Raw genomic sequence first — 19196 nt, 5'->3', positions numbered from 1 at the left:
ATAAATTGAAAAAGAAGAAGCGTCAAACTATGACTTCTTCTCCTTCTTCTTCGTTTTATTCACTTGTTGTTCGATCACAGCTGGTCTAGGGAATGTAATAACGAACTTCACACCAACATCGCTATTCTCAATTTCAGGGTAGCCTTGATGTAATTCTGCAATACGCTTAACAATCGCAAGCCCTAATCCAAATTTCCCTTTATTACCCTTATAAAACGGGTTAAAGATTTGCGGAAGATCGACCTCTTGAATTGGTTCACCATTGTTCTCTACACTAATTTCTACACGGTCATCAAATGATTGGGCCGTTATCCAAATCGTATCTATTGCATAACGCAACGCATTTTCAACGAGATTCTCTAATAAAACCTCTAGCTGTTCAGCATCGCCATGAATTAATGTATCTGCACCATTGATTTTGATTTTCACGTCCTCACGTTGCACACGGAAACGCTCTTCAATTTGAAAGGCTACTGAGCCAAAGATGATTTCTTCATGCTTTGGCGTCTCTTCTTTTAACGAATCCAACTTCGTGTAATAAAGCATATCAACAACACGACGTTCCATTCGATTCCCTTCTTCAATGATGACATTCATCGTTTGTTCTAAATTTTCTTTCGGTAAAATACCATCTTTCACCGATTGAGCATAGCTTTTAATAACCATTATCGGTGTCTTCAACTCATGCGAGGCATGTTGAATGAAGGTTTTTTGCGCCCGGTCGTAGCTATTTAGGTTTTGTCTCATCTTCTCAAATTGATCAGAGAGACGTTGGAAATCTTCATCGCCATCCCACTTTAGAGGCTCTTTCCAGTCGCGATTGGCAATCTGCTCTAAGTGATTTCCAAGCACAATCAAAGGCTGTCTTAAATAATGCTTGAGCCAAATAGCTGGTAATAAACTTAGTCCACTTGTCAAAATTAATAAATACAACAGTCTTTCCCATAACCGATTAACCATTTGATCACGATACGTATCCCACATGTATGAAATATGATAGCCGGGCGTTCGTTCAATTTGTGCTTTTGAAATCACATAAAAAACAGTTGCCTCGCCATACTGAATTTCATAACGACCTCTGGATGATTCTTGTTTGTAAGCATTTTGAGCCATTTCCATTAATACATCTGGAGGCGGAAAATCATTCCCCACTGGAGCTCGTCCGACCGTATCATGGATAAAGAAATGTCCAATATCCCCTGCTTCACGTCGGTCAATAAAACCGCCCTTATCATCTTTAGGATCGAGTAAATCTAGTAAAGGATACGCATATCTTGTTTGAGCTGTCTCAATCAAGCGATACGTTTCCTCTGTTAATGTTCCTTTAATAGAGATCGGATAAATAATAATGATCGATAACCCTACTAAAACAATGAGTGAAATAAAAGCAAGCCAAATTCGTTTGGCTAAGTTCACTTTGATCATGAAGAGAGGACCCTATAACCGTATCCATATAATGTTTCTAGGTGAATACGAGGCATCTTTTTACGAACACGTCTCACTACATCATCGACCGCACGCTCTGAACCAAAGTAATTTTCGCCCCAAACATGCTCGATAATTTTTTCACGAGAAAAGGCTTTTCCAATCTCACCTGTTAGCAGTAAGATTAGATCCATTTCTTTTGTTGTTAAATCAACAATTTCCTCTTCACTCACTTCGGAATCAACTACAGTACGTCCAACTGGGTCAATCATGTACTGATTTAATTCAATCTTCTTTTGATCCTGTGATGAGGTGCCATACGCACGATTCAACAGCTTTTTCGTGCGAATAACTAATTCTTGTGGCAAGAACGGCTTGGCTAAGTAATCGTCACTCCCCATCTCAAGACCTAGTACACGATCTAAATCTTGATCTCGTGCAGAGATAAAAATAACAGGTGTATCCCCATTTTCTTTAATTCCTTTTAATAATTGATACCCATCTGTTCCTGGTAACATAATATCTAGAATCCATAGATGCGGCTTGTCCTCAAGTGCATCTCGGGCTGCATCGCCATCATTAAATACACGAACTTCCCAACCTTCTTTTTCAAGATAGGCTTTTAAAACTTCTGATAAGTTTTGTTCATCTTCAACGAGATAAACGAGATACTGTCCCATTCTCGAATCCTCCTTCTTGTCTATCGAATCGTTTAATTACTATTAACTTAATTCTTTTTGACTTTACACCTATTTTAGTACATTTTCCACTAATTCTATAAATTAAACCAGTTTTGAAGGAAAAGTTTAACAACATGTAAGCTTCATTAGTCTGTCCAATAAAGCACCAAAGAATGCTGTCGAATATTTCCCGGGTAAGAACGGATCTTGTCGTTTCTCCCTTGTTTTCTATTTCTTTAATCTTTTACTTGCTTCTTATTATCACGTATATCTCAACTTCAGACTATGTATTCATGACAAATAACATGAAATAACTAGATTTCCCATATTTAAAAAGCTTTAAATTAAAGGAAGCACCTAAGTAAGGCGCTTCCTCTTCTCTCTACAATAAAGCAATAGCTGTCAGGGCGGCTAAAGGTAATATGAGACGATTCCACCTTCTAGGTCGGCCGTAACCGTAATACGGATAGTAAAAGGGCTGCTGGTAATAAGGATAGTACGGGTAATACTGCCGATCCATAGATGGCTGCATTTGTTCGAACGGTTGCATTCCATTCATTTCATTCATCATGTAAGCCATATCCATGTACTGCCCATTGTCATCTACTGGCACCATGAGGTATAGATGCTCATTATCAACATATTCTACAACTCCATTATAACCCGGTTGCCCGTTTAACTGCGTGTGCACCGCTTGGTTCATGTACTGCTCACAGAGCATTTGCATTTCTTGTGTATGATTCATTATCTAACCCCTCCTTCACTGCCCATCGTATGCACAGACGTTGTCCTGGGTGAACGCGGAGTAAACCAAAAAAGGACCTCTCAAAAAAGAGAAGTCCCTACTCGCTATCTTATTTCGATATCTCGGTTTTTAGCTTAAGTTGCTCAAAGCGAACTACAATGAAATAGGTTTGAATAATCATAAACACATTCCCCACTACCCAGTATAGTGATAAGGCAGATGGTAACGTCACGCCTGCAACAACAATCATGACTGGCATAATGTACATAATGATTTTCATCTGATCTTGTAGTTGGAATGACGTCATCTTCACTTGAAAGAATGTCGTAATTCCCGCGATAACTGGTAATAAATAAAGCGGATCTGGTTGGCCTAAATCAAACCAAAGGAACGAGTGCAGCGCAATAACTTCTGTCCGCATAATCGCAAAATAAAACGCCATCATGACTGGGAGCTGGATAAAGAGCGGCAAGCAACCCGCCATTGGATTCACACCCTTGTCACGATAGAGAGCCATCAACTCTTTTTGCATATTTTGCTGTTCTTTTGGATCACGCTTTTCACCTTGTTTATATTTTTTCTGAAGAGCTTCCATCTCTGGTTTAAGGGCTTGCATCGCTCGACTGCTCTTCTGTTGTTTTACCATTAGAGGCAATAAGAAGAATCGAATCACGATCGTCACGACAATGATTGATAAACCAAAGCTACCATTTAGTAATTCCGCCACGCTGATTAGTAACCAAGAAAGCGGATAAACAAAAAAGTGATTCCACACTCCCTCTGTTTCGGCAGTAATCGGCTGTCCATTTGCTGCACACCCCGTAAGTGCCATTAAAAGAACTATCATCAAGATAAACCATTTATAATTTTTCAATTGTCATCCTCCTTGTTGTGTTAACGTTTGAAGTTAAACAACAAGAGAATGTGGCTCATCGTCTGATTGGCCCTTATCAAAAACAGAAGGTATCTTAGGTCGATACACATTTGATGAAGGGCGAATCAGTGAAGTAACTACTAGCTTCGTACACTCTGTGTGGAGTACTTGTTCTTTTGTCGTGACATGAAAGGTATACCAGACATTGGCTACATTCGCACGCGCAAACGCCGCAACGAGTAGAACTGTCATCACGACACTAAACCAGAGCATCGTCATATCTGTAATCACTTCAATCATCCATTCGCCCTCCTTTCTTTTTTAGATAGGCTTATCATATCACATCTATTTCGAGACACAAATCGTTGTTTGTTTCCAGTTTCCCCTACTCTTTTTTCGACATTTGCAGAGCTTTACTAATCGATTTAAACGCGGAAGTCTTTCCATATAAAAGCACGCCACCTTTAAAGATTTTAGCTCCTATAAATGCCAGCGCGGCAATTGAGGCAACCAGAATCCCGATTGAGAGAGCGAGCTCCCATGCAGGAACATTTAATACACCAATCCGTAAAAACATAATCATCGGACTGAAAAATGGAATAAACGACGCCATCGTGACAAAGCTTGAATCAGGTGCATTTAAACCGAACATCGCAATAAAGAACGCCACAATCACTAGAAGATTAATAGGTCCAACAACTTGATTAACATCTTCCGTGCGACTCACAAGCGAGCCCAAAGTGGCAGCGAGTGTCGCATAAAGTAAATAGCCTAAAATAAAGAAGAGAATCGCAAATCCAATGAGATCGAGGGCTACATCGCCACCTAACATTTCTTGTAATTGTGATAATGGATTAGCTGAATCTGTTGAGCGGACGACTGAGCTCGTGATTGCAACAACTAGAATTAACGCATACTGAGTTAAGGCTAGTAACCCAATTCCAACAATTTTCCCAAACATTTGAGCAACTGGAGAGGCACTTGACACAAGGATTTCCATCACTCTTGACGATTTCTCTGTTGCAATTTCTGTTGCGATCATATTGCCGTAAAGCAACACAGAAAAGTAGATAATAAAAATTAGAACGAATACAATCGATCTTGCTTGATTTAGTTCGGTTTCAGATCTTGCCGAATCACTAACTGTAGAAGTTTCAAAAACCACGGGCGAATAAATCTCAGCTAATTCCTCGTTGCTTAATCCCAATCCTTCTGCGGCATTCGATTCTTTAACTTGTTGCAAGGCACTTTGAAGTTGCATCGGAGTAAACTGTTGAGTTAAAGAATCAGAATAATACGTCGCTTGTGGTACGCCTTCTTCGTTTGTCGTAACGATTAATGCTGCTTCGTATTCTCCTGTTGAGACAACTTCTAATAACTCATCATCTGACATCTCTACGTTAACTAACTCAATTTGATCCGCGTGAACTTCTAGTTGATCTGATAATGCTTCAAAATAATCTCCACGCTCATCTTGTACCGCCACCGTTGTTAAACGGTCTTCTGCATCACGTTCAAACATCATAAAAATTTGATCCATATTGATCATTATGAGCATAAATAAAAGTGTAAAGGCTGTAGAAATTAAAAATGCCTTTGACAGTAAGCGATTTTTATATGTATGAGCAAGAATGATACTAAAGTTACGCATAGTCCGTCCCTACTTTCTCGATAAAGATGTCTTTCAAGCTTGGTTCCTCAACTTCAAATTTTCGCACATATCCTTCTTTAGCTACCTCAGCAAAGATTTGTTTGGCTACGGCCTCATCTTGCACTTGGATACGAACGCCTTCTTGTTTTTGTTTAAAATTAATGACTCCAGGGAATGCTCGTAACGTTTCAAATGAGCGATCTCCCTCAATCACTATAAATTTATTGCGGAAACTGCGTTTAATCTCTCTTAAATTCCCTTGGACGACAGGCCGACCATGATGCATGATACATAGGAATTGGCAGAGTTCTTCTACATGGTCCATTCTGTGGCTTGAAAAGATGATAGTGGTCCCATTATTCTTTAATTCCAACACCGCTTCTTTTAACAACTCTGCGTTCACTGGGTCAAGTCCACTAAAAGGTTCATCTAAAATAAGCAGTTCAGGTTTATGGATGATCGCTGCAATGAATTGAATTTTTTGCTGATTTCCTTTAGATAACTCTTCGATCCTTTTGGTTTCATACTCTGCAATTTTAAACTGTTCCAGCCATTTTCTCATTTCAATGATAATGTCTTTTTTAGGCATGCCTTTCAGTCGCCCTAAGTAAATCAATTGTTCCCTTACTTTTAATTTCGGGTAAAGCCCACGCTCTTCAGGTAAATACCCAATAACATTGGTCTTTGAGTAATCAATCTTTTCTCCGCTCCACGTCATTTCACCTTCTGAAGGCTCTAACAGTCCCAGCATCATTCGAAATGTGGTTGTTTTTCCGGCTCCATTGGCCCCGAGCATCCCAAACAGTTCTCCCTTTGGTATGTCCAAAGAGAGGCGATCAACCGCAACGGCTGATCCGAAACGCTTTGTAATGTTTGCTATTTTTAATGTCATTTCATTCCCTCACTTTCTCGTTTTCTATTTTTATACGAGTTTCCTATACATTTGTTTCATATTTTAATAGATATCGTAAAATTTCACCTAATTCTAATTGTTGCGTAGTTTCAATTGTTAAACCATGACGACTAAGTTCTTCTTCAGCTTTATAAATATCTGAGACGATACATTCTGTTAAAGATCCTTGTGACCTGATTTGACAGATACTATTCATTGAAGGGATGGCTTTTCCCTCAGTTCGAACCCAAATTCGTTTCCACACCGTCATTAATGAATCTTTCTCGTACCTACCAGCTAATTGACCATCTTTCATTAAAGTAATATAGTCTGCTAATACTTTCACTTCATCTGCTGAATGGGTCGCAAATACGATCGTCTGCTCTTTTCCTCGCTCCATATAACGAACCAATTCATCCTTCATCTGCTCTTGGCCTTCAATATCGACTCCTGCTAACGGTTCATCTAGTAGTAATAAAGTGGTTGGTCTAGCCAAAGCAAGAGCTAGCATTGCTTTTTTCTGCATTCCAGCAGACATTTTATCCATTTGTTTTTTTAACGGGAGATGAAACATCTCAATTAATCGTTTAAATTCCGTTTGGTCCCATCCCGGGTAACTCATCATAAAAAAATCAGCTAATTGCTGTAATGAAAAGCCTTGATACATTTTAGTCGTTTGTGGTACATAGGCAAAAGCTGCCTTCCAACCTGTAGCAGAACCAGTTTCTTGGAGTCTAATAATCTGCCCTTCGTCTCTATGCACTAAGTCCATGATGATTTGGAAAAGTGTCGACTTACCTGCCCCGTTGTTTCCAACGAGAGCGTAAGTCATCCCAGCCTCTACATCAAACGAGATCGGACCAAGCTGAAAAGATTCATCCACATCTTTTTTGACATTTTGCAACTTTAACATAACAAACCTCCTCTTATTTAATCCCCTCTATTAATACCTTCTCAAAAAGTTCTTTCAATTCTAAATCGCTATAATCATGCCTTCTACCTACTTCAATCGCTTGCTTTAATGTTTGATAGACTGTCTCGTTTTTCGTTTCTATTTTTAAGCTTTCCTCGATCTCTGCAACAAATGTTCCTTTACCTTGGCTCGTTTTGATATATCCTTGCTGCTCAAGGTTCTGATAGGCACGGCGCGTTGTAATGACACTGCATGCCAAATCTTTAGATAAAGCTCTAATTGAAGGAAGTGGCATTCCAGTTGTCACATGCCCCGACACGATTAATGCTTTTATTTGCTCTTCAATTTGGTGGTAGATTGGCGTTCTTGTTCCTTCTTGAACGGTTATCGGTAGTTTCATAAGAACCCCCTTTACACATACGATTTTCCATTACATACGATAGTCGACTGACTTTATATATCGATTGTATTCATTAAGTAAAATTAGAGTAGAAATAACCAGAGTTGCTAAAGATATGAGCAGCAACAATAAAGGTTGTGATTGTGCCATAATAATCGTCCACGCAACAATAGGCATTCCAAAAACAATATTAAACCCTGTCAGTATTCCAATTACGATTCCATAAAAGACAACAGTGAAAACAACCAAGTATGTTGTTGTATACACTTGACCTGGTTCTCCTGCCGCAAAACTTCCGCCCATTAAGTAACTAATGGCTAGCCAGCTAATCCATAAAACAATCGCTTCCGTACCTGACAGCCATTGCTGAAAAGGCGTTGAATAGAAGTAAAGCAGCAAGAATAAAAGCGAATTGAGCGCGAATGTGTAAATGCCCGTCATAATAAATCGACTTTTTCTAATCACTTTGTCTGAGATCGGCGTTTGCTTTAAAAGAATAAAAAATGAACTAGCATATAGCCCTCCCTTTAAATCACTGATCGTAAAAGGTTTATATCGTAAAATGAATATTGGTACACAAATTGCAGAGATAAACATGATATCGTAAAAAACTGGTAACCTGCTTTCACTTGTTATGTCTACAGCTAAATTATTGGTTAAAAAAACAATCACAGCGATCGCAAAGAATGTTAATAGGTATTTAAAAACAGGAGTACTCTTTAATTCAAACCATAAAAGCTGTCGTATCATTTTCCCTTCTGACATCTAAATCACCTCGGTTATAGTATAGTGGTGTATATATCTATATATACAGTATATGACCACTTATAACCTATTGCAATACATAATGAAAAAATTTACATTTATTATTTAACTTGCTTATGAAAGCGATTAAATTTAAACTATTCTTACAATGGTTGAGGAGGAAACAAGATGAGTGAATATTTTTTAACGGTGTATGAACCTTCAGGGGAAGTACTTGTAAACGAACGAATTGAAGCAGCAAATGACGAAGTAGCAAAAGAATTAGGCCAGAAAAAAATTACAGAAAACCAACACCAAAACCACACCCACCGCCTAACCCGCTCAGGAAAACTAATCATGTTCCATGTGTAAACAGAAAAGCGGAGGCGACTGGTCTGGGATGCGGGAAAACTAGGGGGAGCGATAAGAAGTCGCTCTTTGACTTCGTTCGATTCACCGGTTTTCCCCGCATCCCAAGGAGCCGAAGCTAGACAGAAAAGCGAAGGAGTCCGTTAAGCTGCGTATAAAATGTAGGGCGGTGACCGAGATAAAGGAAACACGAAGAACGCAGTGATTCGATGTTGACTTATCGACCGAGCCGAACGGAATTTTACTAGCCGCTGGACTCCATAGCTAGACAACAAAAGCGGAGGGTGCCGCTTAGAGGCGTCATGCAAATGTTCTGGCAGATTAAAAGCGCGTTTTGCTTTTACATCTGGCAGGTTATTTGTCCACGAGCCTCTGGCAACCGCAGCTAGACAGAAAAGCGAAGGAGTCCGTTAAGCTGCGTATAAAATGTAGGGCGGTGACCGAGATAAAGGAAACACGAAGAACGCAGTGATTCGATGTTGACTTATCGACCGAGCCGAACGGAATTTTACTAGCCGCTGGACTCCATAGCTAGACAACAAAAGCGGAGGGTGCCGTTTAGTGGCGTCATGCAAATGTTCTGGCAGATTAAAAGTGGTATCCGTCGTATAACAAGTAAGAAGTTCCATTTTTCTAGAGAATCATTGTAGATTGCATACTAATTAGCACACCAATTTTGATGGATTGGTGTGCTTTTCTTGATATAACGATAAATTCAAAGCAGTGCTCCAATCAACATAGCAGCTATCATACTAAATAATATTTTGATATCCATCGTTGTCATTGTGTGAAATAAGGTGTCCCTACTACTCTTATTTTCTAAATTCAATCTAATGAAACGAATGCAACTGTAATTTTATGTTAAAATCATTATGAGGTCTGTGAAGGAATGTACTTAAAAAAGGTAGCGTTAATAGGATAAATAGATGGCAGGCGGTGTTTTTTGAATGGGATTATTCTTTAAAAAAATAAGCAATAAGAAAAGTACAAAACCAATTATTATTGTACGGAGTCTAATCACGATAGCCATGGCGATATTGTTGGTTATGGGCATAATGAGTGGTTGGGATTTCTTTTTTATAAGGACAATCTTCATCTTAGCAGGGGTAGGTTCCATTATAAATGGGGTTGAAAGTTATATTCAAAGAGAATCTAGACGGGTCTACCTTGTTGATTTCGGATTTGCGATACTATGGTTTATTCTTTCGTTTCAGTTTTTCGATTAGCTTTTTGTTGTCTAATCAGAGGCGTACTTTATTTAATATCAAAAGTGGAATGCTAGCAACGATTTACTGTAAATGTGGATTTTATCCGTTTTATCTGAATCACTGACATTTATCCACGACTATTTTTTCCATTTTCTTACTGCATTTGCGCGGAAATGATCCTATTTCGCTCGCATCAGCAAAGAACTTGCGCGGAAACGGGCCCGATTCACGCGAAAGTTGCTGTATAGAGGGGCGACCAACCTAGAAGAAGCAACGAGAAGTCGTTTGATAACTCGTTCAATCTACCTCGTTTCCCTAAAATAGATAAAAACACCGTCCCTATTGCAAATGGGACGGTGCTTTTACACTTTATTCCACTTGTACGCGTAATTGTTTACGAAACACTTCGCGAATCATGTAGGAAACGCCATTTTGGTCGTTTGATCTAGTCACCCAGTCCGCGACTTGTTTGACCGATTTCTCTCCGTTCCCCATCGCCACGCCCAATCCTACTTGTTCAAGCATTTCTATATCATCTTCGTATGAGCCGACTGCTACCATTTCTTGCAGAGATATGCCTAATTTTTGGCCGACAAGTTGTAAGCCATTTAATTTGGATACATCTTCTGATACAATATCGACTTTTCCTTTATTTACCGAAGCAATCTTGATTCCTTTAACCATGTCCTTCACTTGTTTTAATGCAGATTCTTGTTCTACCTCATCAAAAAATTGTACCTGTACCTTTGGTGGTGCAATCGCTTCTTGCATGAGACGATCGTAAACTGAATCTACAAAAGAAACAGGATAAAAGAGTGGGTCGCCTACACCAATAGTCATTTTGGCAATGAGCTGGCTTTTTTGACGCACTTTATTTCCTATCGCAAAGCTTTCATGCAGCACACGAATATGACAGTCATATTGCTCTAATACCTCCACCAATTGAAGGGTAGTATTGATGTTGATGCGTTTGATTGACAAAGGATCTTCGATATCCTCTGCCACACACGCCCCCCCATTTGTCACCAGATAACTACTATCTAGCTTTAATGATTTTGCGATCCGTTCTGCCGATCGATGCGGCCTTGAAGTAACCAAAGTGACATAAACATTTTTTTGTTTCACATACTCAATAGCTGCTTTCGTCTGTTTTGAGATTTTGGCGTTTGAGCCAATTAAGGTCCCATCAATGTTCAGGGCTAATAATCGGTACGTCATGCTGCTTCCCCCTTTTTTCTTTACGACGACACATCTTTGTCTGCCTGTCTGTTCTCTAGACTGTATGTTGCCTCATCGTAAATTAGAACATGAAAAGCAGATAGACGAACCTGCTCAATTTCGCTATACTTTGAAGTGAGAATACACTGATAGTAGAAGGAGTTCCTATGAAATCTTTTGTACAATTTTATCTCATTATTCCAGTTGTTTTTATTTTACTTACCACTCTTCAGTTACAAGGTGAAACGATACAAGATTATATCCTTTCTATAAGCGGTGCAGCGGCTGTTGGGCTTTTTGCTGGTTTTGTACTCCATATGGCCATGATCATTAGCAAGAAGATCAAAAAGTCGACACCATCTTCCTAACAAAAAAAGATCACAGACAAATTGTCTGTGATCTTTTTTCTATAAATACAATTACTCAGCGCCTGGGTTACCGTAGATTTCTTCTAATGGCTCAGTGATGATTTTGTTGATGTCACCAATGATTACGCTTAGACGTTGCTCTGCTTCCATTAATTTAGAGATTAGCTCATGCTGTTGAACAAGCTCGAATTGTTGTTGTGCTTTTTGAGCTTCCTCTTCAGTGATTTGAACACCTTGCATTTGCTTTTGTTGAAGCTCTAATTGAAGATTACGGAAGTTTTCTAACATCTTCTTCGCAATATCGTCTGCTTCAATTTCCTCGTGCATTGCTTTAAGAGTAGAGAACTCCTCACTCTCAGAGATTGCTTTCTTAAGTTCATGAGCCTTATCGTATACATTTGACATTTATAACGTCCTCCTAAAAACATAGTCCTAACGACTATAACATGTTCAACTCGACAATTCATCCTATATGCCGAATTCAAACAATTGTTACAGCATTACGTCTCTCTCATCTGTAATTTACCCGATAAAATGAACGATTAAACCTTGAATCAATCCAATCATCCCACCTAATAGTGCTCCGAGGTAGGTAATCATCTTAAATTCTTTCTTAGAAATCGTTAAGACAAGCTCCTCTAGACGCTCGACACTGAACGCTTCTACTTGTTCACGAACAATCTCTTCTAAATGCAATCGTTCCAACAATCCTTCTAAATGAGTCGCAAGTAAATCGGCCGTTGCATCTACAAGCTTCGGTACAACTTTTGTTAATAAAGGCTCTTCATAAGATGATGTCCATTCTGATAAAGGTTGCTCTATCCATTGAAAGGCGGGAACATTTGCCTCAATTACCTCCGTAACATAGCGAACGACTTCGTCACGATCGAGCTGCTCTTCAACTAGCGCGAACTCTTTTTTCTTTAACTTGTCCCACTCACTTTTTAAGATACCTTCTACCATTTTCTTCGTTCCATCATCACGCATAAACTTCATTAATTCTGGTTGAAGTTTATCGACAAGACGTTCATTCCCTAAAAACATTGAAACCATATTGCCTAACGTACCTTTATTTAATAAGAACCGATCGATCATCTGACTCAGTCGCTCTTTGCCTTCTTCACTACTAAAGAGAGTTTGACCACGCTCTAATAAAAATTGAGCAATCATAGGTGTACTTTCATCCATCTTATTTAATACACCAATTGGTACGACTTCTGCAATGGACTTCTGTCGATTCTCTTCAAAAAAACGGTCATACCCACTGCCAATAAACTCGTTTGTTTTCTTTACCATGAGTTGTCTTGGGTTCGTCGTTGAGAACTTCTGCTCGAGGAGATGGGCAATCGTCTGCTCACTTCGTAATAATGCTTTTAATTCCGACTGAAGCCAGCTATTCATACCATTTATAAAGGTAGCACTTTTGAGTTTGTTACCAAGTCCTTCTGCTGTTAACAAATAACGAACGACCATATGACCTAATTGCGTCGCTAATTCTTGATGGCGCTTTGGAATTAATCCTGGTGTAAATGGAACACGCCATTTCCAAATTCTTTTTTCTGTATATGGTCGAAATAACATTTTAATGGCAAGTGAATTAGTCATCCCACCAATGACGGCGCCAACTATAACCATAAATCCAATAAACCAAGCTGTCTGCAACAGATCGTCACCCTTTCTGTTTATCACCTTCTAGGCACATATCACATAGTATACGATACGAAACTCTCTGTTTGCTAGTTGAAGTTTAGAAAATCTTGGATCATCCCAAGACTTACGTGAAACTTAGAATTAAGGAGGAATGAACGATGAAGATCGTGACAATCTCTTATGAAAACTGGGAAAAATACCGTCGTCCCCTTCTTCGCTTTAGTAAAAGATTTGATAAAACCCCCTCAAAGTGCGTTTACTCCTGGATCTTCCAATTAAAAAAACATCATATTGAAGAGCCTGGCACATCGATAAAACTCGCTTTGTGGGATGGGAAGATCATCGCTGTATCGGCAGTGGCAAGCTATGGTTCAAGCTTATCGGAAATTGTACTATCTCCTCATTATCAACACACGCACGTATTATCTAGCTTAATTCAAGCTGTAATGCAAGACTTAGGTGTGCTTTATAAAAAGATTCGTTATAACCATGAAAAATCAATTAAACAAGCCTTGCAATCGGGTCTTGTCTGTTTTTCGTATGCAGAAGGAGCTGATGGTTACGTGTATTTATGGTTTGGAGGTGGACACTGGCACTCCGATGACATTTCAGAAAAAGAAGCCTAACACCGCTTGGCTTTGACATGCTATAGTTAATGTAATCGCTTAACTTATAGTAGCTAGATGTCAGGAGGGGACTTTTCAATGATCTCGCATTTTCAATGGAAAGAAATTCGAAACAACTTAGTTCGTCAGGAATGGGCGTTCTCATTTTATTATCAAGGTCAGTATTTAACTGGGAGCTATCATAAAGACGGTTCGATGACATGGGGCCAACCTACACCGAGTGTAGAACAGCGACAAGAACTTGAGCCGAGAATTCATGACCTCATGCTCTATCATGTATATGAGGAGCATTAATGCATAGATTTCTCTGATCCATCCATCCTATGGAATAAAGGAGGGATTTGAGATGTCAGAAAAGAAGAAAGAATCCAATCACGAAGGTCGCGATGATTTTTTTATGGACATTGACCGCATGATTAATGAGGGGCTTGGTGGCGGAGTGGTTAACGGTACGCACGCCGGACTTATTGAAGAGTCACGTGATCTTGAGCCAGAGGATCATTCAAACGAAAATAAATAATAAAACAGTCGCCCTTCTCACAAACCGTGGGGAGGGTTTTGGTTTTGAAGTCGTTCGTTATTTGTTATACTTCAACAAAGCAATAAGAATGTACGAGGTGAACAATGGAACAATGGATGACAATATCAAACGATTATTTCACGATGCACAAGTAGAACCAAGCTTGACTCCTCCGCACTCTGATGTGTTGTGGATACACCCTGCTGGCTCTACTCCTATAGGATTTTGGAAAGACCGATTATCAGAGAAGGAACAGGCTCTACTTGTTTTACTCTATAAAGAATACCAGCATCTACCTCAACCAACATCGACATCTGATCGCTTATGGACAGAGTGGCTCCTTCACGATTCGACTGTTCCTCCTATAAATAAGGATGTTCAGTTTATTCATCTTTTTCTCGATGAAACGATTGATGACTACCCCTCGTTTTCCGAAACATTACATGCTGCGATTCCGCAAACAGAGAGCTTAGTTTGGATCGATGAGCAATATGCGGTTCTTGTCCTTTTAGTCGAAGATTATTTTGACCCTGTTGATTATGAAGGCTTTGTCGAGGCCATTGCCACTGACTTCTACATTGATCTTTATCTAATGATTGGGTTAAAAACAGAGGTTTCACAAACGAAAGCAGCCTTTGAGTGGCAGAGAAAGGCTTTTTATCATTTGAAGAAAAACCAGACAAAGAAGCATGTGTACCATGAGCATGAACTGATACCGCTCGATTTAATGCGTACGATTTCAAAAGAGGAAACCACTCCGCTGATCTATCGATTGATTGGTGAGGATCTATCGAAAGACAAAGAACTCTTAACGAGTATCTCAACGTTCTTCGATCATAATCTAAATACAACTCAGGCTGCTAAAGCACTTCATATGCATCGTAACAGCTTGCAGTACCGCATTGATAAATTTGTAGAGCGCACAGGTCTTGATATTAAACATTTCCCACAAGCCGCTCTTGTTTATTTACTTATCATGTTACACAATGAATCCTCATAAATCGTCAAGATGCACAGTTTTGATCAGAAAGCTTGTGCATCTTGTCCATAGCCTACCATTCATGAAAGGGTTTACAATAAAGGCAACAACATTTAGGAGGGACTTAACATGTCAGACATTCAATTAAAGAACATTTATAAAATCTATGACGGTGATGTGACAGCGGTTACAGATTTTAATTTAGACATTAAAGATAAGGAGTTTATCGTATTCGTTGGCCCATCTGGTTGCGGTAAGTCAACAACATTACGTATGATTGCAGGACTTGAAGACATTTCAAAAGGTGACCTATATATCGGTGAACGCCGAGTCAATGACGTACCACCAAAAGATCGTGACATTGCGATGGTTTTCCAGAACTACGCTCTATATCCACATATGAACGTCTATGAAAACATGGCATTTGGTCTGAAACTTCGTAAGTTCAAAAAAGAAGAAATTGACCGTCGTGTTCGTGATGCTGCGAAGATTTTAGGACTAGAAGAAATGCTAGATCGTAAACCAAAAGCAATGTCGGGTGGACAACGCCAACGTGTCGCTTTAGGTCGTGCAATCGTTCGTGATCCTCAAGTATTCTTAATGGATGAGCCGTTATCAAACTTAGATGCGAAACTACGTGTTCAAATGCGTGCAGAAATCACAAAGCTCCATAAGCGTCTTCAAACAACGACGATCTACGTAACACATGATCAAACAGAAGCAATGACAATGGCTACACGAATTGTCATCATGAAAGATGGATATATTCAGCAAGTTGGAACACCTAAGGATGTATACGATAACCCTGAAAATGTTTTCGTTGGTGGCTTTATCGGATCACCTTCTATGAACTTCTTAAGCGGGCGACTTGAAGGAGATACATTTAAAGTTGGCGATGTCGCTGTCAAAGTTCCTGCCGGTAAACTTGCGAACTTACGTGATAAAGGCTACGGAGACAAAGAGATCATTCTAGGCATTCGTCCTGAAGATATCCATGATGAGCTTCTATTTATTGAATCTTCTCCTGAAACGAAAATCAAGGCTGATATCGACCTAGCAGAATTAACAGGTGCAGAAACGGTTCTTTACTCGTCGGTACACGGTCAAGAATTCGTTGCACGTATTGACTCACGTACAGACATTGAAGGTGGTCAATCACTTGATCTTGCCTTTGATATGAACAAAGCTCATTTCTTTGATACAGAAACTGAATTACGTATCAAAAAGGACTAACATAAAAAAAACGACTCGCCACTTGCTGGTTGAGTCGTTTTTTTTTATGTTTCTTGAAACGTATAAACAGATGATGAATTGCACTCTTGACACCCTATATAATGCTGACAACCATAATCGTTGGTTGATTCACGATGATCTGTTATTTGTTCATATTCTTCATATGCGCTGTAGTCATCGACATAATCAGAAACTCTACCATACACAATAAGAGGTTTGTAACAAACATCACAAGATAGCTGAAACGTCACGAATCCATTGCAAGCCGGACATATTTTCATGTCATCACTCTCCTCGTAAAAGAAGAGGTGGGCAATCCCACCTCTTATCAGCCATATTATTTGATTATTGTTGATATCCACTCATTTGTTGCTCAGCCATTTGAACTAAACGCTTAGTGATTTCCCCACCTACAGAACCGTTTGCACGAGCTGTAGAATCAGGTCCTAATTGTACGCCAAACTCTGTAGCAATTTCATATTTCATTTGATCTAGTGCTTGTTGTACACCAGGTACGACAAGTTGATTTGAACTGTTGTTGTTCGCCATGTGTCTCACCTCCTTGTGTACTCATAGTTTGGTTTTTTTTTAGTTGCTTATGTATGAATCAATTAATATTTCTATTGGTAATTAGTAGTAGTTTTTAAGTACATGAAAAAGCGGAGATGACGTTTGTCGCCCCCGCTTCCTACTATTTCCTAGTACGCTGATCTAATGCACGAATTTCGGTTAAAATTTCCGCATTTTCTAAAGCGGATATATCTCCTAATTCCCGACCTAAATAAGATGCTTTAATTGCTCTTCGCATCACTTTAGCATTTCTTGTTTTAGGTAAATCAGAAACAAAGTATATCTCTTTGGGTTTCAATGCTTTGCCTAGTTTTTCCGCAACAAGAGTCAGTAACTCTCCTCGTAAAGTTTCTGAGGATTCGACGTGTTCATTTAACACAGCAAAACAAACGGCAGCTTCCCCTTTGACGTCATCTGGAATACCGATTACACCTGCTTCTCTCACATTCTGATGCCCGACTAAGACCGACTCAACTTCAGCAGGTCCTAACCGCTTTCCAGCCACATTTAAAATATCATCTGATCGACCAGTAATCGTCCATTGACCCTCATCATCTTTTATTACCCAATCTCCATGCACCCATGTATCTTTAAAACGACTCCAATACGTATCAAGATAACGCTCCGAATCGCGCCAAAATCCTTTCGTCATGCCTACCCATGGTTTTGTGATAACGAGTTCACCCACAGCACCATCTAACGACTGTCCTGACTCATCATATACATCGGCAGCCATACCAGGAAGCGGTGAATTAAACGTAATCGGGCCAATCGGGCGAAGCAAAACATTTCCTAAAATCCCACCAGCGATTTCAGTTCCGCCAGAATAATTAAAGATCGGTAGTTGTTTCTTTCCAACCGTATTAAACAACCATAACCATGGTTCTGGATTCCAAGGCTCACCTGTGGACCCTATCACTTTTAGTGATTGAAGAGAATGTTGATCTACCCAATCGTCACCTTTTGTCATTAGCGAGCGAATTAATGTTGGAGAAATTCCTAAATGCGTCACTGCATGCTTATCGACCAGCTCCCATATTCGGTTAGGCTTAGGAAAGTCAGGTGTCCCTTCGTATAACATCACCGTTGCTCCGTTCATCAAACCTCCGTAAACGAGAAAAGGTCCCATCATCCATCCCATATCGGTGTACCAAAACAAGACGTCATGTTTCTTCACATCCATACAAATCCCTGCATCAAAAGCCGCTTTGATTGGAAAACCACTATGCGTATGTACTGCTCCTTTTGGTTTTCCTGTTGTACCAGATGTGTAGAGTAGCATTAATGCTTCATGAGAATCCATTCGCTCTGTGCGTTCAAATGTTTCGGCCCTACGTAGCCTTTGCCAATCAACATCGATATGATCGTCCCACGATACATTTGCTTTCAGCCTTCGAACAACGACAACCTTCTCGATTGTCGGAGCTAAACTTGCCGCTTCGCTTGCTTCCTCTTTCATCATGACGGCTTTGCCACGCCTCATAAACCCATCTGCCGTAATTAATACTTTTGCTTCAGAGGCTTGTAACCTCGTCGCCACCGCCTCTGCCCCGTACCCTGAGAAAACAGGCGCAAAGATTGCCCCAATTTTTGAAATGGCCATCATCGCAATGACCGTCTCAGGAATCATCGGCATGTAAATCCCCGCAACGTCTCCACGCTTTAGACCAATTTTTCTTAATCCACCAGCAATCCGCGCAACTTCCTCCTCTAATTCTAAGAAAGTAAACGTCCGCGTCTCGCCCGTTTCTCCTTCCCAAATTATCGCCTTTTCATTTTTCATTTCCTCATCATTTACCCACTTCCCAATGGAGGCATGTGTGGCATTTAACGTGCCTTGATCAAACCACAGAGGCCACTCAATTCCGTTTGAGTCATTCAATGTTTGTGTGTAAGGTTCATACCATGGGATCTCTAACTCTTTTTCTGCTTCATGCCAAAACCAAGCAACGTCATCAATTGATTTTTTGTAAAAGTCATCATAATTATTCATTCCTAATTTCTTCATCCATTGATATAGCCTTGTTTGTTCGACATATTGTTGAGTGGGGTGCCACAACGTTTCGCTCATATCTACGAGTCCTCCTTTTTAGAAAAAACGGACACATAAGATATATGTGCCCGCTTCGGT

23 protein-coding genes are annotated in these 19196 nt (G+C 39.7%); 7 read left to right on the top strand and 16 right to left on the bottom strand.

The features are described from left to right. Positions 1-27: 27 nt before the first annotated feature. The 10 genes from CDZ88_RS01795 to CDZ88_RS01750 all read right to left on the bottom strand — a co-directional run bounded on the left by CDZ88_RS01795 (position 28) and on the right by CDZ88_RS01750 (position 8345). The gene (locus CDZ88_RS01795; protein WP_100371913.1) at positions 28-1425 is read right to left on the bottom strand and encodes a sensor histidine kinase; all 1398 of its coding nucleotides are present in this window, start codon (positions 1423-1425) and stop codon (positions 28-30) included. Then, positions 1422-2105: a response regulator transcription factor gene (locus tag CDZ88_RS01790; RefSeq protein WP_100371912.1), complete on the bottom strand. Its 684-nt coding sequence runs from the start codon at positions 2103-2105 to the stop codon at positions 1422-1424. Before CDZ88_RS01790 ends, CDZ88_RS01795 begins: the two co-directional genes overlap by 4 nt. Positions 2106-2487: 382 nt before the next feature. Continuing rightward, positions 2488-2850, bottom strand: coding sequence for a hypothetical protein (locus CDZ88_RS01785; protein WP_100371911.1), 363 nt, complete (start codon positions 2848-2850; stop codon positions 2488-2490). Between the two features lie 109 nt (positions 2851-2959). Next, a complete protein-coding gene (gene yidC, locus CDZ88_RS01780; protein ID WP_100374562.1) occupies positions 2960-3697 on the bottom strand; it encodes a membrane protein insertase YidC in 738 nt (245 codons plus the stop codon). A gap of 60 nt (positions 3698-3757) precedes the next feature. Next, positions 3758-4024 (bottom strand): hypothetical protein, encoded by a 267-nt coding sequence (locus tag CDZ88_RS01775; protein ID WP_100371910.1) that lies wholly within the window; start codon positions 4022-4024, stop codon positions 3758-3760. Positions 4025-4109: 85 nt separating this feature from the next. Beyond that, positions 4110-5375, bottom strand: a complete 1266-nt coding sequence (locus tag CDZ88_RS01770) for an ABC transporter permease (protein WP_100371909.1) — start codon at positions 5373-5375, stop codon at positions 4110-4112. Continuing rightward, positions 5368-6267 (bottom strand): ABC transporter ATP-binding protein, encoded by a 900-nt coding sequence (locus tag CDZ88_RS01765; protein ID WP_100371908.1) that lies wholly within the window; start codon positions 6265-6267, stop codon positions 5368-5370. Before CDZ88_RS01765 ends, CDZ88_RS01770 begins: the two co-directional genes overlap by 8 nt. Positions 6268-6310: 43 nt before the next feature. Next, positions 6311-7180, bottom strand: a complete 870-nt coding sequence (locus tag CDZ88_RS01760) for an ATP-binding cassette domain-containing protein (RefSeq protein WP_100371907.1) — start codon at positions 7178-7180, stop codon at positions 6311-6313. A 13-nt stretch (positions 7181-7193) separates the two neighbouring features. Then, positions 7194-7580: a GntR family transcriptional regulator gene (locus tag CDZ88_RS01755; protein WP_100371906.1), complete on the bottom strand. Its 387-nt coding sequence runs from the start codon at positions 7578-7580 to the stop codon at positions 7194-7196. Positions 7581-7610: 30 nt separating this feature from the next. Continuing rightward, entirely contained in the window at positions 7611-8345 is a 735-nt protein-coding gene (locus CDZ88_RS01750; protein ID WP_100371905.1) for a hypothetical protein, read from the bottom strand. A 168-nt stretch (positions 8346-8513) separates the two neighbouring features. On the opposite strand from CDZ88_RS01750, the gene CDZ88_RS01745 reads away from it, so the two are divergent. Beyond that, positions 8514-8696 (top strand): YhzD family protein, encoded by a 183-nt coding sequence (locus tag CDZ88_RS01745; protein ID WP_100371904.1) that lies wholly within the window; start codon positions 8514-8516, stop codon positions 8694-8696. Positions 8697-10270: 1574 nt separating this feature from the next. Here CDZ88_RS01745 and CDZ88_RS01735 read toward each other — a convergent pair. Next, entirely contained in the window at positions 10271-11119 is an 849-nt protein-coding gene (locus tag CDZ88_RS01735; RefSeq protein ID WP_100371902.1) for a Cof-type HAD-IIB family hydrolase, read from the bottom strand. A gap of 167 nt (positions 11120-11286) precedes the next feature. Between CDZ88_RS01735 and CDZ88_RS01730 the strand changes: the two genes are divergently transcribed. Further along, on the top strand, positions 11287-11487 hold the full coding sequence (locus CDZ88_RS01730) for a hypothetical protein (RefSeq protein WP_100371901.1): 201 nt from the start codon (positions 11287-11289) through the stop codon (positions 11485-11487). A gap of 51 nt (positions 11488-11538) precedes the next feature. Here CDZ88_RS01730 and CDZ88_RS01725 read toward each other — a convergent pair whose 3' ends face one another. After that, the gene (locus tag CDZ88_RS01725; RefSeq protein ID WP_100371900.1) at positions 11539-11892 is read right to left on the bottom strand and encodes a YlbF/YmcA family competence regulator; all 354 of its coding nucleotides are present in this window, start codon (positions 11890-11892) and stop codon (positions 11539-11541) included. A gap of 117 nt (positions 11893-12009) precedes the next feature. Further along, positions 12010-13149, bottom strand: a complete 1140-nt coding sequence (locus CDZ88_RS01720) for a DUF445 domain-containing protein (RefSeq protein WP_100371899.1) — start codon at positions 13147-13149, stop codon at positions 12010-12012. Between the two features lie 146 nt (positions 13150-13295). Here CDZ88_RS01720 and CDZ88_RS01715 point away from each other — a divergent pair, with 146 nt between their 5' ends. The 5 genes from CDZ88_RS01715 to CDZ88_RS01700 all read left to right on the top strand — a co-directional run bounded on the left by CDZ88_RS01715 (position 13296) and on the right by CDZ88_RS01700 (position 16495). After that, entirely contained in the window at positions 13296-13763 is a 468-nt protein-coding gene (locus CDZ88_RS01715) for a GNAT family N-acetyltransferase (RefSeq protein WP_100371898.1), read from the top strand. Positions 13764-13841: 78 nt separating this feature from the next. Then, positions 13842-14057, top strand: coding sequence for a YheE family protein (locus CDZ88_RS01710; protein WP_100371897.1), 216 nt, complete (start codon positions 13842-13844; stop codon positions 14055-14057). 52 nt (positions 14058-14109) lie between these two features. Continuing rightward, entirely contained in the window at positions 14110-14283 is a 174-nt protein-coding gene (locus CDZ88_RS17550) for a hypothetical protein (RefSeq protein ID WP_198507806.1), read from the top strand. Next, a complete protein-coding gene (locus tag CDZ88_RS01705) occupies positions 14249-15283 on the top strand; it encodes a PucR family transcriptional regulator (protein WP_198507805.1) in 1035 nt (344 codons plus the stop codon). Before CDZ88_RS17550 ends, CDZ88_RS01705 begins: the two co-directional genes overlap by 35 nt. Positions 15284-15391: 108 nt before the next feature. Further along, complete coding sequence (locus CDZ88_RS01700; RefSeq protein WP_100371895.1) at positions 15392-16495, top strand: ABC transporter ATP-binding protein; 1104 nt, start codon at positions 15392-15394, stop codon at positions 16493-16495. Positions 16496-16539: 44 nt separating this feature from the next. On the opposite strand, the gene CDZ88_RS01695 is transcribed toward CDZ88_RS01700, so the two are convergent. The 3 genes from CDZ88_RS01695 to CDZ88_RS01685 all read right to left on the bottom strand — a co-directional run bounded on the left by CDZ88_RS01695 (position 16540) and on the right by CDZ88_RS01685 (position 19136). After that, complete coding sequence (locus CDZ88_RS01695) at positions 16540-16776, bottom strand: hypothetical protein (protein ID WP_100371894.1); 237 nt, start codon at positions 16774-16776, stop codon at positions 16540-16542. Between the two features lie 64 nt (positions 16777-16840). Continuing rightward, positions 16841-17044 (bottom strand): alpha/beta-type small acid-soluble spore protein, encoded by a 204-nt coding sequence (locus CDZ88_RS01690; protein WP_100371893.1) that lies wholly within the window; start codon positions 17042-17044, stop codon positions 16841-16843. 142 nt (positions 17045-17186) lie between these two features. Further along, positions 17187-19136, bottom strand: coding sequence for an AMP-binding protein (locus CDZ88_RS01685; RefSeq protein ID WP_100371892.1), 1950 nt, complete (start codon positions 19134-19136; stop codon positions 17187-17189). Positions 19137-19196 lie beyond the last annotated feature (60 nt).

Source organism: Bacillus sp. FJAT-45037, from assembly GCF_002797325.1.
GTDB lineage: Bacteria > Bacillota > Bacilli > Bacillales > Bacillaceae_D > Alkalihalophilus.
Note: the sequence above shows the minus strand (reverse complement) of the source record. Positions and strands in the feature narration are given on the sequence as shown.

What these genes read in the sequence shown, in the direction of transcription:
- CDZ88_RS01760 (WP_100371907.1), bottom strand. Translation starts at nt 7,180, where the DNA reads ATGTTAAAGTTGCAAAATGTCAAAAAAGATGTGGATGAATCTTTTCAG.
- CDZ88_RS01750 (WP_100371905.1), bottom strand. Translation starts at nt 8,345, where the DNA reads ATGTCAGAAGGGAAAATGATACGACAGCTTTTATGGTTTGAATTAAAG.
- CDZ88_RS01790 (WP_100371912.1), bottom strand. Translation starts at nt 2,105, where the DNA reads ATGGGACAGTATCTCGTTTATCTCGTTGAAGATGAACAAAACTTATCA.
- CDZ88_RS01710 (WP_100371897.1), top strand. Translation starts at nt 13,842, where the DNA reads ATGATCTCGCATTTTCAATGGAAAGAAATTCGAAACAACTTAGTTCGT.
- CDZ88_RS01765 (WP_100371908.1), bottom strand. Translation starts at nt 6,267, where the DNA reads ATGACATTAAAAATAGCAAACATTACAAAGCGTTTCGGATCAGCCGTT.
- CDZ88_RS01775 (WP_100371910.1), bottom strand. Translation starts at nt 4,024, where the DNA reads ATGATTGAAGTGATTACAGATATGACGATGCTCTGGTTTAGTGTCGTG.
- CDZ88_RS01755 (WP_100371906.1), bottom strand. Translation starts at nt 7,580, where the DNA reads ATGAAACTACCGATAACCGTTCAAGAAGGAACAAGAACGCCAATCTAC.
- CDZ88_RS01785 (WP_100371911.1), bottom strand. Translation starts at nt 2,850, where the DNA reads ATGAATCATACACAAGAAATGCAAATGCTCTGTGAGCAGTACATGAAC.
- CDZ88_RS01730 (WP_100371901.1), top strand. Translation starts at nt 11,287, where the DNA reads ATGAAATCTTTTGTACAATTTTATCTCATTATTCCAGTTGTTTTTATT.
- CDZ88_RS17550 (WP_198507806.1), top strand. Translation starts at nt 14,110, where the DNA reads ATGTCAGAAAAGAAGAAAGAATCCAATCACGAAGGTCGCGATGATTTT.
- CDZ88_RS01715 (WP_100371898.1), top strand. Translation starts at nt 13,296, where the DNA reads ATGAAGATCGTGACAATCTCTTATGAAAACTGGGAAAAATACCGTCGT.
- CDZ88_RS01745 (WP_100371904.1), top strand. Translation starts at nt 8,514, where the DNA reads ATGAGTGAATATTTTTTAACGGTGTATGAACCTTCAGGGGAAGTACTT.
- CDZ88_RS01735 (WP_100371902.1), bottom strand. Translation starts at nt 11,119, where the DNA reads ATGACGTACCGATTATTAGCCCTGAACATTGATGGGACCTTAATTGGC.
- CDZ88_RS01770 (WP_100371909.1), bottom strand. Translation starts at nt 5,375, where the DNA reads ATGCGTAACTTTAGTATCATTCTTGCTCATACATATAAAAATCGCTTA.
- CDZ88_RS01695 (WP_100371894.1), bottom strand. Translation starts at nt 16,776, where the DNA reads ATGAAAATATGTCCGGCTTGCAATGGATTCGTGACGTTTCAGCTATCT.
- yidC (WP_100374562.1), bottom strand. Translation starts at nt 3,697, where the DNA reads ATGATAGTTCTTTTAATGGCACTTACGGGGTGTGCAGCAAATGGACAG.
- CDZ88_RS01690 (WP_100371893.1), bottom strand. Translation starts at nt 17,044, where the DNA reads ATGGCGAACAACAACAGTTCAAATCAACTTGTCGTACCTGGTGTACAA.
- CDZ88_RS01700 (WP_100371895.1), top strand. Translation starts at nt 15,392, where the DNA reads ATGTCAGACATTCAATTAAAGAACATTTATAAAATCTATGACGGTGAT.
- CDZ88_RS01725 (WP_100371900.1), bottom strand. Translation starts at nt 11,892, where the DNA reads ATGTCAAATGTATACGATAAGGCTCATGAACTTAAGAAAGCAATCTCT.
- CDZ88_RS01795 (WP_100371913.1), bottom strand. Translation starts at nt 1,425, where the DNA reads ATGATCAAAGTGAACTTAGCCAAACGAATTTGGCTTGCTTTTATTTCA.
- CDZ88_RS01685 (WP_100371892.1), bottom strand. Translation starts at nt 19,136, where the DNA reads ATGAGCGAAACGTTGTGGCACCCCACTCAACAATATGTCGAACAAACA.